Annotated in this window: 12 protein-coding genes; 9 read left to right on the top strand and 3 right to left on the bottom strand. The window is 32.7% G+C overall.

Going from position 1 to position 15,779, the window contains the following annotated elements; all coding sequences use genetic code 11:
- The first annotated feature begins 59 nt into the window (after window positions 1–59).
- The 9 genes from KA867_RS08190 to KA867_RS08150 all read left to right on the top strand — a co-directional run bounded on the left by KA867_RS08190 (window position 60) and on the right by KA867_RS08150 (window position 9,568).
- Window positions 60–1,487, top strand: coding sequence for a DUF6038 family protein (locus tag KA867_RS08190; RefSeq protein ID WP_064209798.1), 1,428 nt, complete (start codon window positions 60–62; stop codon window positions 1,485–1,487).
- 125 nt (window positions 1,488–1,612) lie between these two features.
- Window positions 1,613–3,406 carry a cassette chromosome replicative helicase gene (gene cch1, locus KA867_RS08185; protein ID WP_210131803.1) on the top strand — a complete coding sequence of 598 codons (1,794 nt, stop codon included), beginning with the start codon at window positions 1,613–1,615 and terminating at the stop codon, window positions 3,404–3,406.
- 62 nt (window positions 3,407–3,468) lie between these two features.
- On the top strand, window positions 3,469–3,726 hold the full coding sequence (locus KA867_RS08180) for a hypothetical protein (protein ID WP_210131801.1): 258 nt from the start codon (window positions 3,469–3,471) through the stop codon (window positions 3,724–3,726).
- Window positions 3,727–3,903: 177 nt separating this feature from the next.
- Entirely contained in the window at window positions 3,904–5,253 is a 1,350-nt protein-coding gene (gene ccrA, locus KA867_RS08175) for a cassette chromosome recombinase CcrA (protein WP_210131799.1), read from the top strand.
- Between the two features lie 20 nt (window positions 5,254–5,273).
- The gene (gene ccrB / locus KA867_RS08170) at window positions 5,274–6,902 is read left to right on the top strand and encodes a cassette chromosome recombinase CcrB (RefSeq protein WP_210131797.1); all 1,629 of its coding nucleotides are present in this window, start codon (window positions 5,274–5,276) and stop codon (window positions 6,900–6,902) included.
- Between the two features lie 87 nt (window positions 6,903–6,989).
- Window positions 6,990–7,724 (top strand): glucose 1-dehydrogenase, encoded by a 735-nt coding sequence (locus tag KA867_RS08165; protein ID WP_070038608.1) that lies wholly within the window; start codon window positions 6,990–6,992, stop codon window positions 7,722–7,724.
- A 566-nt stretch (window positions 7,725–8,290) separates the two neighbouring features.
- On the top strand, window positions 8,291–8,629 hold the full coding sequence (locus KA867_RS08160) for an SAUGI family uracil-DNA glycosylase inhibitor (RefSeq protein ID WP_114604135.1): 339 nt from the start codon (window positions 8,291–8,293) through the stop codon (window positions 8,627–8,629).
- Between the two features lie 97 nt (window positions 8,630–8,726).
- Window positions 8,727–9,035, top strand: a complete 309-nt coding sequence (locus tag KA867_RS08155; RefSeq protein ID WP_210123757.1) for a DUF960 family protein — start codon at window positions 8,727–8,729, stop codon at window positions 9,033–9,035.
- A gap of 20 nt (window positions 9,036–9,055) precedes the next feature.
- Complete coding sequence (locus KA867_RS08150) at window positions 9,056–9,568, top strand: DUF1643 domain-containing protein (protein WP_210123758.1); 513 nt, start codon at window positions 9,056–9,058, stop codon at window positions 9,566–9,568.
- A gap of 195 nt (window positions 9,569–9,763) precedes the next feature.
- On the opposite strand, the gene KA867_RS08145 is transcribed toward KA867_RS08150, so the two are convergent.
- From KA867_RS08145 to KA867_RS08135, 3 genes are read right to left on the bottom strand one after another with little or no spacing between them, the layout of a single operon-like run.
- Complete coding sequence (locus KA867_RS08145; RefSeq protein ID WP_210123759.1) at window positions 9,764–12,886, bottom strand: type I restriction endonuclease subunit R; 3,123 nt, start codon at window positions 12,884–12,886, stop codon at window positions 9,764–9,766.
- Entirely contained in the window at window positions 12,870–14,069 is a 1,200-nt protein-coding gene (locus KA867_RS08140) for a restriction endonuclease subunit S (protein WP_210123760.1), read from the bottom strand. The genes KA867_RS08145 and KA867_RS08140 overlap by 17 nt, the downstream gene beginning before the upstream one ends.
- Window positions 14,059–15,573 carry a class I SAM-dependent DNA methyltransferase gene (locus tag KA867_RS08135; RefSeq protein WP_210123761.1) on the bottom strand — a complete coding sequence of 505 codons (1,515 nt, stop codon included), beginning with the start codon at window positions 15,571–15,573 and terminating at the stop codon, window positions 14,059–14,061. Before KA867_RS08135 ends, KA867_RS08140 begins: the two co-directional genes overlap by 11 nt.
- Window positions 15,574–15,779: the final 206 nt, after the last annotated feature.

The following is a 15,779-nucleotide window of genomic DNA, read 5'->3' as shown; positions in this document are numbered from 1 at the left end:
CTTTATAATATAAATAAAGTAAACATAACCAGTAAAGACGGTTTGAAAGGACTATCATTTTGAATTTTGAAAATTATAAATATTTTACAGGAAAAGATTTAATGAAAGAATGTAACTTAAGTGAAAAAATGTTTAAGAATAGTATGGATAAACTCGAACGAGTTTATAAGTTAGATATCACTAGATACAAATCCAATCCATCAGCAACCAATAGCGGTTACAGTTTTAACTTATTTGAATTAGAATTATTTAAAATTTTGCTAAATAATATTGAGGACTTTCCTGTTCCAACATCTGCTAAAAAATTTGATGACATAGATTTAAGAGAGGAAGCATTAAAGAAAAATAATAGTCAATTTATTAGCTATATTACTAATATCAGCGATTCAATTGATAATATTAAAAATGATGCATTAAAAGCGCAAATTTATGCATCTGAAAACTATTCTTTTACTTTAGAATGGCTTAGTGCTCAGTCAAAGTGTAATGATGCATTGTCTTCATTTTTTAATTATACAAATTCTCTAGATTTAGATAAGAGTTCAAAATTATATAGAAAATTAGCACATAGAATTGACGAGTTACTGTTTGAAACATTAATGGAAGATAATATGACATTTGATAATGACTTCAATTTCAAGCAATTATATAAAGCTCATCAATATAATAAAGAAAACAATCCCGAAAATTTTATTATATACAACCAAGTAGAACCTGATGATTCCAAGTATTCAAATGTAAATCATGAAGTAGCTAGATATATATCAAATGAGCCAACTATAGATGAGTATAGTGAACGTACTGATAACAAATTATTAGATTTTTTCATTATTGATATATTAAACAAACTCTACCTTCCAAGTTTGAATAAAAGAATCAATCATAAAATTGTGACTGATGATATACAAAATGATGAATCGAAAATCCGTGAAAAATTAAGAAAAAAAGAAATTGTAAAATACCCATTCAACGTTAATGGATACTTTCTCAGTATTGAAAACGACTTATTTTCTAACTATCAAAGAATTATTAATACTATAAATCAATATAAAAACAGTACTTTTGATTTACAAAATTTTGAATCACGTCTAGACAATATAATAAATAGCTCCAAGCCATTAATATCAAACGATAAGTTTCTCAATATTTATAAAGAATTTTATTTGTCATTATCTAAATTTTCTAACCTATTTTATACTAATCGCCAATCTTATATTGATGATGGTATGAGTCCAAATCAAGTAGAGAGCTTCTTAAATGACTTGTATCGAATTCATCTTTTATTAGATAAATATTCATTTAATGAAGATATTGAGCCACTTTCAAAAATAAACATTACCGAATTAACGAACGCTTTCCACTTATTTGAAGAAATAAAATCTACTCAAATTAAAGACGAAATCGTCAGTAAACAAGTCAATGATTTATCTAGTTGGTCTATCGCAAAAACTCTAAGTGAAACCTTAGACAATTTAAAATTTGAATAGCACTACCAAAGGAGGTCGTCCATTTTTTTTGTTTATGGACGACCTCCTTATTTGCGTTTAATTCTCCTTTAATATGTATTTAGCAACACAAATTTAATGCTTATATAGCAAAGGAGAGATTAATTATGAGTAACAACATATTCAAGCAATATCCATATTTTTTAAATTCAAATGGCTTTTATGAAGTGATTCCACCTAAAAGTAACAATGATGTAGAAAAAATCATTCAATTGTCTAGTCCCATCATTATTGAAAATAAATTTCTCGACCCATCTACAGGGGTTGAGAAGTTAATTATTACAGATGGAAAAAATATTGAACGTATTGAAGCATCAGATATCTTAACATCTTTCAAGCTACCTGGATTGATTAAGTACGGCTTCAACATCAATGAACGGTACATTAAATCATTAAGCTATGCGTTACAATCGATGCGCCAGTCACTTCCATTATCTAAATTATATACCGGCGTAGGTGTATTACAGTCTGATGATGAAGGTATGGTCATTTCATTGGATAAACCATACTTTTCAAAAGAAATAGAGCAATCTCAAGCTAATGAAATCATTTGTGAAACACACTATGATTTACAACCAAAAGGTACTTTCAAAGGCTGGTGGGAGCTGTACTTAAAACAAGTTAAAGGGAACTTACTACTAGAACTTGCAGTAGTATTTGCTGCTTCTTCATTAGTTACTGCGTTCCTAAAAACAAGACATGAGGTCGAGTTTGCGGGAACCATATTCTCATTTATGGGAAATTCAAGCACAGGTAAATCGACTGCAGCTGCTTTAGCTGTTTCAATAGCCGGCAACCCTACTAAAGGTAGTAATACCCTGTTTAGATCATGGAATGGTACTAGAAACGCGCTTGAAGGATATTTAAGTAGCAATTATGGTTTGCCTATCGTATTGGACGAATTATCGGCTGCAACCTTCAAAGACACTACTGGGTTGTTGTACAGTCTGGCAGAAGGACAAGGCCGACAACGATCTAATATAGATGGTAATGTCAAAGCACTCAAAAATTGGGGGACCTCAGTGATAAGTACGGCAGAACACAGTGTTTTAAATAATAGTGCACGTAATGATGGATTAAATGTTCGTACCATTGAAATATCAGAAGCTTTTACGACGAGTGCTGACAATGCTGATGCAATTAAAAGGGCTACATCGGTCAATTATGGCCATATAATGCCATTAGTAGCTGAATATCTTTTAAAACGTGAAGACGAAGTAATTAAATGGTTTCATGCGGAACATGATTGGTTCAAAAACCAACTAAAAAATGAAACGAGTAATACTGGTATTCGTATGTTCAAACGCTATGCAACAATAACGACATCAGCACGAATATTAGAACGTGTAATTGCAACCCCTATCGATTTGGTCGCAGTTAGAGAGTACCTAGTTAGTTATCATGTAGATTCCATAAGTGAGCGCAGTTTGGGAGCCAAGGCGATTGATAGTGTAGTTCAGTTCGTGGCACGCAATCGTAGTAAGTTTGCGGAAAATGAAAAACTCTCCATAATGACTGAAAATTATGGCCTTATTGAGCTGAAAGACGATCACATTCAAGTCAAGATGCTTAAAGATGTTTTTAAACATATGTTGGAAGAAAACCAATACCAAGATGTAAAAAATGTAATAGATAGTTTAAGAGCAGAAGGATATATCCAGATGGATTCCGATCGGATAGCTATCAAACGTAATGTCAAAGATACTCAAGGCAAAACAAAAACGATCTTGTTCTACCATCTTATATTGCCTAGTGAGTTTGCATCTGTTCTCGGTTTAAGCTCAAATTCTGAACCATACACACCACCGCAATTTGATAATAATACAACAAATAAGGAATTACTCAACAAATTTGTTAAAGATGCTAGAGAATGGGAAGAAAAGGGCGACTTAGAACTCTAAATATGAATATCGCTACAACGCGCTATGCGTTGTAGCTCATTAAATTAATCGGAGGCATAAAAATGAAAACAAATGTCAACTTATTAGATTATACAATTGATTCGGTAGAAGTCGATGATAATCAAAAACCTATTGTCGTTAATTATATCGACAGATACTACCATATTCAACAATATGTATTAACTGAAACGGAACAGAAGCTACTAAAATTTTATCACTTGTACCCTGAATTCATAAATGAAAAAGAGATAACTGAACATTTTGTCCCAAGTACACGGCTAGAACGAATAACAATGCAACATGTTATCAATTCAATATAATTTAATATTTGGAGGTTGAACCATATGGACGAATTAATCACATTACTCGCTAATTTAGTGATTGAAGAAATCAATCACGCTGATGACTAATAATAACGCCCAACACCAGGCAGGTGTTGGGCTCATCTATCAATTCGTTCATAAATATATATTATCACTTTGGAAGGAGGAAACACGATGAAACAAGCAATGGGTTACTTACGACAGAGCACTACAAAGCAACAATCCTTAGCAGCACAAAAACAAACCATCAAGGCATTAGCCGAAAAACATAATATTCAACACATTACCTTTTATAGCGATAAACAATCAGGACGTACTGATAAGCGGAATGGTTACCAACAAATCACCGAACTAATTCAACAAGGACAATGTGACGTATTATGTTGCTATCGTCTAAATCGACTTCATCGTAATTTGAAAAATGCATTAAAACTCATGAAATTGTGTCAAAAATACCATGTCCATATCTTAAGCGTTCATGATGGCTACTTCGACATGGATAAAGCATTCGATCGGCTCAAACTCAATATTTTCATCAGCTTGGCCGAACTAGAATCTGATAATATAGGCGAACAAGTCAAAAATGGAATCAAAGAAAAAGCGAAACAAGGTAAACTGATTACAACACATGCACCCTTTGGGTATCACTATCATAATGGTACTTTCACGATAGACACAGTAAAAGCACCAACAGTAAAAGCTGTGTTCAATTATTACCTTCAAGGTTATGGTTATAAAAAAATTGCGCAATACTTAGAAGCTGATGATAAATTCATTAATCGCAAGCCCTATCAAGTGCGTAATATTATCCTTAACCCTAATTACTGTGGCCGTGTTATCAATCAATACGGACAATATGAAAACATGTTCCCAGCTATTGTCAGTACAACGATATACGAAGAAGCTCAAGTTACCCGAACTCAGAAACAAGTCAAACGTAAGCCGTCAGAAAACCAACTCAAACAAAAAATCAAATGTCCCTATTGTCATTCGACACTCACAAACATAACTGTCCGAAAAACAGATCATTCATTGCGTTACTATGTCTGTCCGCAAAATATGAATAATGCTCGCTTTGTTTGTGAATTTAAAGGAATCAACGCACAAGAATTAGAAACAAGTGTTTTAGCGACTTGTCAGGACTTCTTTCAAAATCAACAGCTCTATTCAAAAATAAACCATACTATTCATCAACGACTCAAAAGACAAAGGATGCATGATACTAGTAACACATTAACTCAGGAAAAGCTTATTGAAAATTTAGCACAAGGAAAAATTGATGTAGAAACATTCAGAGAACAGTCCCAATCAATTAATCTACAGAATAAACCTATACAAGCAATAAGTGATATTCGTATAAAAGCATCACTACAAAAGGTTATACAGAAAAGTTTCACGTTAAACATGCTGAATCCCTATATTGATGAAATTCGCATTACAAAAAACAAAGCCCTTGTTGGGATCTATTTCAAAAATGAACCATTGAACATTGTGAACCAAACCTCGCAATCATCGATTGTTTAATCAGAAAGGATGAAAAAATCATGCAACAACTCAAACAAAAACGTGTCGGTATCTATGTTCGTGTATCAACGGAAATCCAAAGTACTGAAGGCTATAGTATCGATGGACAAATCAATCAAATCAAAGAATATTGTAACTTTCATCATTTCGAGGTCAAAGATATATACGCCGATCGTGGTATATCAGGAAAGTCTATGAACCGTCCTGAACTTCAACGTATGTTACATGATGCAAATGAGGGTCTCATCGATTGTGTCATGGTATATAAAACAAATCGACTCGCACGTAATACATCAGACTTACTCAAAATTGTTGAAGACCTTCATCGTCAAAATGTCGAATTCTTCAGCTTATCTGAACGTATGGAAGTCAATACTTCTTCTGGTAAGCTCATGTTACAAATACTTGCAAGCTTCTCAGAATTCGAACGTAATAACATTGTCGAGAATGTATTCATGGGCCAAACCAGACGTGCACAAGAAGGCTACTATCAAGGGAATTTGCCACTAGGATATGACAAAATACCGGATAGTAAACATGAACTCATGATAAACCAGCATGAAGCGAATATCGTCAAATATATATTTGAGTCATATGCTAAAGGTCATGGATATCGTAAAATGGCTAATGCACTTAATCATAAAGGTTATGTAACAAAGAAAGGTAATCCATTCAGTACTTCAGCTATAGCTTATATCCTTTCCAATCCCTTCTACATTGGTAAAATTCAATTTGCGAAGTATAAAGATTGGAATGAAAAGCGACGTAAAGGCCTTAATGATAATCCTGTAGTAGCTGACGGGAAGCATTCGCCTATCATTAGTCAAGAACTATGGTATAAAGTACATTCACGTATGAATCAAGTTAGTCAAAAACCTCAAGTTCATGGAAAAGGAACCAATCTATTAACAGGTATTATTCACTGCCCACAATGTGGTGCACCAATGGCAGCTAGTAACACAACGAACACATTGAAAGATGGTACCAAGAAGCGAATACGCTATTATTCTTGTAGTAACTTTCGAAATAAAGGCTCAAAAGTATGTTCTGCGAATAGCGTTAGAGCTGATGTGATTGAGAAATACGTGATGGATCAAATACTCGAAATTGTCAAAAGTGATAAAGTCATTAATCAAGTCTTAGAACGTGTCAATCAAGAGAATAAAGTCGATATTGGTGCATTGAACCATGATATCGCTTATAAACAACAACAATACGATGAAATTCATGCGAAACTAGACAACTTGATTAAAACCATTGAAGATAATCCAGACTTAACAACAATACTCAAAGAAACAATCCATAAATATAAAACACAACTGACTGACATTACGAATCAAATTAATCAACTTAAGCAACAACAAAATCAAGAGAAAACATCATATGATACGAAACAAATATCTGCTATTTTACGTCACATATTTCAAAACGTAGAATCAATGGATAAATCACAACTCAAAGCGTTATATCTCACAGTCATTGACCGAATCGATATTCGTAAAGACGAACATCGTAAAAAGCAGTTCTATGTCACATTAAAACTCAATCATGAAATCACTAAACAACTCTTCCATAATACCCCTATCGACGAAGTGCTCCTCAGCACTTCGTCTTTATTTTTATCTCAAACACTCTATATTCATATATAAGTATAAGTGACTTTTTTAGCTTCTTGATTGAGTTAGATATACAATAACATTATGAACAATATTAATGATGAGGAAGGATGTTTTAAAATGGGAAAATTACAAGATAAAGTCGTCGTTATTACAGGTGGTGCACAAGGTATGGGAGAACTTCATGCCAAAAAAGCGATAGCCGAAGGCGCAAAAATCGTGATAACTGATATTAATGATGAATTAGGTCAAAAAACAGCTAATTCTCTTGGAGACGATGTTTTATTTATCAAACATGATGTATCTAAAGAAGCGGATTGGAATCATGTCATTCAAGAAGTTATGAACAAATGGAATCGAATTGATGTATTGGTTAATAATGCAGGAATCACATACAATAAAACAATTGACCAAATATCATTAGAAGATTATATGAAAATTGTAAATATTAATCAAGTATCTGTATTTTTAGGCATCAAAACTGTATCAAAAATTATGAAAAGTCAAAAACAAGGGTCAATCATCAATATTTCTTCAATGAATGGTCTTGTTGGTGGTGCAATTGGCTATACAGATACAAAATTTGCGGTCAGAGGTATGACAAAAGCTGCGGCTAAAGAATTGTCTCCATACAATATTCGAGTTAATTCAGTACACCCAGGTGTTATAAAAACACCAATGTTAGAACAAGACGATGTTAAAGAAGCCGTTAAAGAATTCGAAAAAACAATTCCAATGCGAAGAGTTGCGCAACCCGAAGAAGTATCTAACCTTGTATGTTTCTTAGGGTCTGACGATGCTTCTTATTCTACAGGATCAGAATTTGTTATAGATGGTGGTATTACTGCACTATAAATTATAAATCAATTAAAATATAAATAGTTCTCTTGAATAAATTTTAGGCGAAGTGCTCCTCAGCACTTCGCCTTTATTTTTTCCTTAAACAAGCTAAATTTATACTTACTGTCCTTTTGTCATACAATAACACTTTTCTAACTTATAAATTCAGTTTACATATAAGTACAACTCAATGTGAAGCTTATATTGATATGACAAAAGAACATCCCTAAATAATAAACCAACGGGATGACAATGGGATTTGATAAATACAAGTACGAGAAGGATTACGCATGCGTAATCCCGAAATCCCATTATTATTTATAAATAAATAATATAAAAAGGGAAAGTAAGTCACAATTACACCTACAAATCTAAATTATATAAATATATGGCTATATTTCCTGAGAAATAAGCGGGATAACGGGATTTCCTTGTCATATCAACCTTTCTCACAAATATTGCTTGGGATATTTTCTGAATAACAATGGGATTCACAAACGAAACAAACTTTTTTTAAAGCATATATTATCTATATGGTGTATTACATGTATACATCAAAAACATTATAGGAGGTCATAACCATGACACTAGAAAAACAACTCAAGCACTATATCACACATTTATTTAGCCTACCCAAAAATGAAGTGTGGGAATGTGAAGCAATCGATGAAGTCTCCGACAACATACTACCTGATCAATATGTAAGACTTGGCCCACTCACCAACAAAACACTTCATACGTATACTTACTACTCTGATACCCTTCATGAAAGACATATATACCCCTTTATCCTCTACTATCAGAAACAACTCATTGCGATTGGTTATATTGATGAAACAAACGATATGGACTTTTTATACCTTCATAATACAGTTATGCCACTACTAGATCAAAGACACTTACTAGGAAAAGGAGAATGACAATAATGAATAAATGGATTTATATCGCAGAAATAAGTATCACTATTATTACCGAAGTGATATCAGTGATGAAAGATATAGAAAAGGAGCAATCATGATGGAACGTTATATTACGAGAGGTATTGCCTCTAACTTACCAGAACCATTACAAAAACAATTATGGAAAATTGTCTCATATAGAGAGGATGAACAAGCTAAAGAACTAGCCACAGATTATTTTCATATCTTCCAATTTAATATGTATAATGAGCAACTTTACATCAAACATAAACAAGAACGACCTGATTATGTCAAAATTCATAAAGCAAATTATAAACAACCTATCAATATCAATAAAGTCTACGTTATCCGTGAAGATGATGTAGGCTTTTCCTATTATGTCATGTTATTACCAGAAGAATATTAAATAAAGGAGTTAGATAAAAAATGAAATCAATCAAAAGTGTATTAGAAACCGAAGCGATATTTAGTGAGGATAAAATGCATCGTTATCTTCTCAAGAAAACTTGGGATATTGATAAAGAAGTACTCACAATTATAACGATGTATCCTCATTATGATGGTGTTATCAACGTTGACCTTACAACGCAACTTATTATCAATAAAGTAGCTGAAAAAGATGAATATGGTGGCGTTAATTTTATAAACCTGTTTTCAAATATTGATACACCCATTAATTTAAAACATATCGAAAACAGCCATGACAAGCATACGGATATTCACATTATGAAAGCTGTCAAAGAAGCCGATAGTGTTTTATTGGCTTGGGGTTCCTACGGAAAGAAACCTCTTGTGGAAAATCGAGTGAATGATGTATTAGACATGTTAAAACCTCACAGTAAGAAAATCAACATATTAACAAATCCTCAAACAAATGAAATCATGCATCCATTAAATCCTTATGCACGAAAAGATTGGACAATAAAACCACTAGGTTGAATACGAGTACCCATATAGATAATATTTTAGTAATAGAATTGTCTTAATTATTTTCATTATATTGGAAGTAATCGATCCTAATAAAAAATAAGATTTTAAAGTATCATTTACTTTTAAATTATTAAAATAGAAGTATAAATATAGTTAAAAATACGAGCATCTTCCGCTTTACTTGGAAGATGCTCAATTATTTTTTTATTGCTGACTTGCCATTAATTCTGCTTGTTCTACTACTTGTTCTACTGCTATTTTCTGAAGATCTGGTGGATAGCCATATTTCTTTAATAATCTACGAACTTGTACTCTCATTTTAGCTTTGGCACTATCACGTTTAGACCAATCCACACTCATGTTATCCTTAACGGTTTTAGTTAACTCATGTGCAATGGCTCTTAACTCTTTATCACCCAAAGCTTCTTTAGCTGTTTCACGTGAAGCTAATGCATCATAAAAAGCAATTTCTTCTGTACTCAAGCCTAAATTTTTACCTCGTTGCTGCTCTTGATTAATTTCTTTTGCCATTTGAATCAGTTCTTCAATGACCTTGGAAGCTTCAATAGAACGGTTATTGTATTTTTGAATAGATTTACTTAGCATCTCAGAAAATTGTTTAGATACGGTTGCGTTCGTTTTCATTAATGACTTAACTTGCCCTTTAAGTAATTTATTCAATAATTCAACTGCTACATTTTTCTGTTGTAATCCTTCTACATCTTTTAAGAAATCGTCAGATAAAATAGAGATATCTGGGTTTTCTAAACCGAGTGTTTGATATATATCTACAACTTCTTCAGTTACAACGGATTTTGATATCAACTGATTAATTTCAGCTTCAACTTCAGCTGGGGATTTTTTACGTTCATCATCTCCTGGTGGTGGGGCTAATAATTTAATGATGCCTGCTTTAACGGCTTTTAAGAACGCAATTTCACTATTTAATTCTTGAGCTGCTTCTTCTGTTGCACATAACGCGAATGCTTTACCAAGTTCAGTGACTGTATTCACAAATCTTTGTCTTTCTTCTTCACCTAAGCCAATTACATAATCCATCGTGCTTGAGATTACATTATATCGATCAGATTTTTTATCTGATTCGAAGTCAGAATAATCATGATTATATAACATATCTTGAATAACATCGTATTTCATTAACATAATTTCTAATGCTTTATCTGTATCAACACCGGTTTGTTCTTTATCAGAATCTGTATACTCTTTTAAAGCTTCTTTAAGACTTTCAGCGATACCTACATAGTCCACAATTAAGCCACCAGGTTTGTCTTTAAACACTCTATTCACACGTGCAATTGCTTGCATTAGATTATGGCCATGCATTGGTTTATCAATATACATGGTATGCATAGAAGGTACATCAAAACCTGTTAACCACATATCTCTCACAATAACGAGTTGTAATTCATCTTCAACATCTTTCATACGACTCTCTAATAGGTTCCTTCTTTTTTTAGGACCAATGTGTCTCTGGAAGTTTTTAGGGTCGCTTGAGGAGCCTGTCATCACAACTTTGATAACACCTTGGTTATCATCATCTGAATGCCATTCGGGTTTTAATCTTACAATTTCATCATATAAATCAACCGCTATACGGCGACTCATTGTGACAATCATGCCTTTACCTTTCATCGCCTTTTGTCTTGTTTCAAAGTGATTGATAATATCAGTTGCTAAAGAATGGACACGTTGTTCTGAGCCTGATAATGCTTCTATGCGAGACCATTTAGACTTCAAACGTGATTTTACGTCGTCTTCTTGACCAGAAGTAATATCATCATAAGCTGCATCAATATCTAAATCAGTCGGTAAATTTAATGGGATTATTCGACTCTCATAATAAATTTTAACCGTACTACCATCTTCAACAGCTTGTGTCATATCATACACATCAATATAATTACCGAATACCATTTGCGTATTTTTGTCTGTTGAAGATACAGGAGTTCCAGTGAATCCAACAAATGAAGCGTTAGGTAAAGCATCTCTTAAATATTTGGCATAACCATATTTAATACCTTCACCTTTTTCGTCGTAAGATGCGCTAAAACCGTATTGTGTACGGTGTGCTTCATCGGCCATTACAATAACATTTCTACGTTCTGTTAAGGCATCCATAGTAACTTTGCCTTCTTCTGGTTCGAATTTCTGCATTGTTGTAAATACAATACCTCCAGACTCAACTGACAATAGTTCTTTCAACTCTTTACGAGAATCTGCTTGTTTAGGTGTCTGTCTTAATAATCCTTTACCAGAACGACCCTTAGATTTTACAAATGTACTATATAATTGATTGTCTAGGTCATTACGGTCTGTTACAACAACTAAAGTAGGGTTATTTAACTTTTGAATTAATTTTCCCGAAAAGAAAACCATCGTCAAACTTTTACCTGAGCCCTGAGTATGCCAAATAACGCCACCTTTACCATCTCCCTGGTCAGAAGTGGCTTCTATTGCGCGATCAACGGCTTTATTAACCGCATAATATTGATGATAAGCAGCTAAAATTTTAACAATATGTCCTTTGCCATCATCTTGGAATAAAATGAAATGTCGAATTAAATCTAATAATACTTCTTTATTTAACATGCCATGGATTAATACATCTAAACTTGCCATTGTAGACGAAGCTTCAGTCTTACCATCTTTTGTTCGCCATGTCATGAAACGATCATAATCTGCAGTCATAGAGCCCGCTTTTGTATTAATACCATCACTTGTCACCAATACAGCATTGTGATTAAATAATTGAGGAATTCTCATTTTATAAGTTTCTAATTGATGATAACCATCTTCTACACCCACAGATTCATTAGTCGAACTCTTAAGTTCAATGACAACAACAGGTAAACCATTAATGAATAATACAACATCTGGCCTTTTATTATAATCACCATTTACTACGGTCAATTGATTCACAGCTAGGAAGTCGTTATTCTCTGGATTATTAAAATCAAATACATAAACTAAATCATTGATTGTTTCCCCATCGTCATTATAATGTTCTACTTCAATCCCATTCGTGAGCATTTCATGGAATATTCGATTATTTTCAATTGAATTTGGTGATTTTTCTATGGATATTTCATGAATTGCTTGTTGAATAGCATTATTGTGTAAATCTGGGTTAATACGTCTTAAAGCGTTATCTAAACGGTTATCAAGCACAACATCCTTATCACTCTCTCGTTCAGGCGTAATACCTGTTTCACTAATTTCTCGACCTTTTTTAACTGTATAACCAAGTTCTTCAAACCATTCAAGAGCAACTTGTTCTAAATCGTCCTCACTAAATTGAAAGCTCATCTTCATTCACCTCGATATCATCAGGTATCTCTATTTCACCCGACATTAATTTTGGTAGTAACGTATCACGTAGTTGGATTAAATCGTTATTCTCACTATATAATTCAACTATTTTTTTATAATTACTTCTTGTTAATTGACAATATCTATCTATTGTTTTTTCATCAGCCCATAATATCTTTATGCTTCCAAATTTAACAGGTGATATATTCGCTTGAGCACTTCCAATTGCTTGATCAAGAGTTAATCTTCTAATTCTATCACTTTTTAATAAATGATAAATATATACATTATCAATATTCGATGTGATAAGCCCTACTCGTTGATTAACAAAAGCAAGCTCTTTTAACTTTGGAACAATACCAAGTTTACCTGCTGTTGCCCCTGTTAAAGCTATTAATATTTCCCCTCCATAGACTTTGAAATTAGATGCTTTTTCTACATAAATTTCATTTACTTTATCTAATCCGGTGATATCTATCGAATTATTATTAATATCTTTAATTTTTATGACATTGTACCCATCATCAGACCACCATTTACTTTTAAAAGCGTAACCTGAGTATATTTTTAATAATTCATTTATATTTTTAACACTCCAAAGTTCAGGCATTTCACCCAATTCACTATCGATCATTTTTCCACCACTTGATTTGTATGGGTTCTCGTTTTCATCAGGAAATTCAAAATCAACAAACCACCGTTTGAATAGTGTTTGTGAGAGTTCTTCAAGGTTTGCTATAATTTTTTGATTATTTTCTATTTTTTTATCAATAGTATTTAATATATTAACTACTTTTTTTTGCATGTTTTTTTTTGGCAAATCTATATCTATTTTATACAGCGTTTCTGTTCTCAAACTAGGGATTGTAGTTCCTTCATTATAATAATTAAAGTCTATTTGACTTAACTTATAGTATAAATATTTAGGTATCACAAGATTTTCATTAACAATAGTGTAAAACAATGTATCAATAGTCCAAAAAGGTTCTTCTATATATTTTACCTTGCCGATACTCCCTTTTCGACCAATTAAAACACTTGGTTTATCGTACAGAAAGTCGTCTGCGTAATCCATTATTCCTCCAGTCCCTAAAATTGGATATTCTCCACGAGGATTTTTTACATTTTTTTGATTTTTTCCATACTTAATATCAACTAAATCTTTTAATTTATACTCCATAACCCAATCCCTCCAGTGACTTACGGATTTGGTCTTCGAGTTCTTTTGATTTTGCAAATTGTTCACTTAAATCCGCTGTAATTCGATCCATTTTTTGTTCAAAGGGTTCTGAATCTTCTTCTATTTTTGCTAATCCAACATAACGACCTGGTGTTAAGATATATTCATTATCTTTAATTTCGTCAGTCTTTGCTACTTTACAAAAGCCTGCTTTATCTTCATATTGATTATTATTTGTTCCGCGCCATGAATGATATACACTTGCTATATCTTTAATTTCGTCATTAGAGAATTCTTTTAGTGTTCTAGATACCATACTTCCAACATTTCTAGCATCTATAAAGAGAACTTCTCCTCTACGTTCATTTTTGCCATTTTTATCTTTATCTTTTGAAACAAACCATAAACAAACTGGAATTTGTGTTGAGTAGAATAATTGACCTGGTAAAGTTACAATACATTCTACTAAATCTTGTTCGATTAAGTTTTTACGAATTTCTAATTCATCTTTACCGCTTGTAGACATTGAGCCATTTGCTAAAACAAATCCTGCTGTACCACTTGGCGCTAGCTTAGAAATCATATGTTCTATCCATGCATAGTTGGCATTTCCTTTTGGTGGGATACCAAATTTCCAACGATAGTCATCTAATAATCTTTCTTGTCCCCAATCACTCGCATTGAAAGGTGGGTTGGCGAGGATAAAATCTGCTTTTAGATCTTTATGTAAATCATTATGGAACGTATCTGCATGATGTTCTCCCAAGTCACTATCAATACCTCTAATAGCCAAGTTCATTTTTGCTAATTTCCAAGTTGTTGGATTTGATTCTTGACCATAAACAGCAATGTTGTCTAAACGACCTTGGTGACGCTCTACAAAACGCTCACTTTGTACAAACATACCGCCTGAACCACAGCAAGGGTCATAAATTCTACCTTCATAGGGTTCAACCATTTCAACAAGTAATTTAACAATTGATGCAGGTGTATAGAATTCCCCCGCATTTTTCCCTTCAGCACTCGCAAATTTTGCGATAAAGTATTCATAAACACGACCTAAGACGTCTTGCTTCTTACTTTCAGAGTCTCCAACTTTGAATGTAAATAGGTCAATAATATCGCCTAATTTTTCTTTATCTAATGCTGGTCTAGAATAATCTTTAGGTAAAACACCTTTTAATGATTCATTTTCTTTTTCAATTGCTATCATTGCTTTATCAATAATTTGACCAATTTCTGGTTTCTTTGAATTATCGTTAATATATTGCCAACGTGCTTCTTTAGGAACCCAGAAAATATTCTCTGCTAAATACTCATCTTTATCTTCTTGGTCTGCATATTCATCATTTTTCAATTCTTCATACTTTTCTTCAAAAGAATCAGACACATATTTCAAAAATATAATACCTAACGCTACATTCTTATATTCTGCTGCATCCATACTTCCACGTAATTTATCTGCAGCTTGCCATAACTTTTCTTCGAATTCAATTGTCGCCATCTACAAAACCTCCTAAATAACTTCACATATTATTTATATTTTAGCATTTTCATAGAGTTTTTGTTTAAAATGAAATAAAGACTAAATCAACGATTAAGTGTAAAATGTTATTGTGCTTTGATAGAATTAAGCAAAATAGATTGATAGATAAAGCAAAGGAGGAGGTAAATGGCTAATGTATATGGGGGTATTCCTTACAATATAAT

This window comes from Staphylococcus sp. GDH8C109P, from assembly GCF_017893405.1.
GTDB lineage: Bacteria > Bacillota > Bacilli > Staphylococcales > Staphylococcaceae > Staphylococcus > Staphylococcus cohnii.
This window is presented reverse-complemented; position numbering and strand designations above follow the sequence as displayed.

What these genes read in the sequence shown, in the direction of transcription:
- cch1 (WP_210131803.1), top strand. Translation starts at nt 1,613, where the DNA reads ATGAGTAACAACATATTCAAGCAATATCCATATTTTTTAAATTCAAAT.
- KA867_RS08180 (WP_210131801.1), top strand. Translation starts at nt 3,469, where the DNA reads ATGAAAACAAATGTCAACTTATTAGATTATACAATTGATTCGGTAGAA.
- ccrA (WP_210131799.1), top strand. Translation starts at nt 3,904, where the DNA reads ATGAAACAAGCAATGGGTTACTTACGACAGAGCACTACAAAGCAACAA.
- ccrB (WP_210131797.1), top strand. Translation starts at nt 5,274, where the DNA reads ATGCAACAACTCAAACAAAAACGTGTCGGTATCTATGTTCGTGTATCA.
- KA867_RS08165 (WP_070038608.1), top strand. Translation starts at nt 6,990, where the DNA reads ATGGGAAAATTACAAGATAAAGTCGTCGTTATTACAGGTGGTGCACAA.
- KA867_RS08160 (WP_114604135.1), top strand. Translation starts at nt 8,291, where the DNA reads ATGACACTAGAAAAACAACTCAAGCACTATATCACACATTTATTTAGC.
- KA867_RS08155 (WP_210123757.1), top strand. Translation starts at nt 8,727, where the DNA reads ATGGAACGTTATATTACGAGAGGTATTGCCTCTAACTTACCAGAACCA.
- KA867_RS08150 (WP_210123758.1), top strand. Translation starts at nt 9,056, where the DNA reads ATGAAATCAATCAAAAGTGTATTAGAAACCGAAGCGATATTTAGTGAG.
- KA867_RS08145 (WP_210123759.1), bottom strand. Translation starts at nt 12,886, where the DNA reads ATGAGCTTTCAATTTAGTGAGGACGATTTAGAACAAGTTGCTCTTGAA.
- KA867_RS08140 (WP_210123760.1), bottom strand. Translation starts at nt 14,069, where the DNA reads ATGGAGTATAAATTAAAAGATTTAGTTGATATTAAGTATGGAAAAAAT.
- KA867_RS08135 (WP_210123761.1), bottom strand. Translation starts at nt 15,573, where the DNA reads ATGGCGACAATTGAATTCGAAGAAAAGTTATGGCAAGCTGCAGATAAA.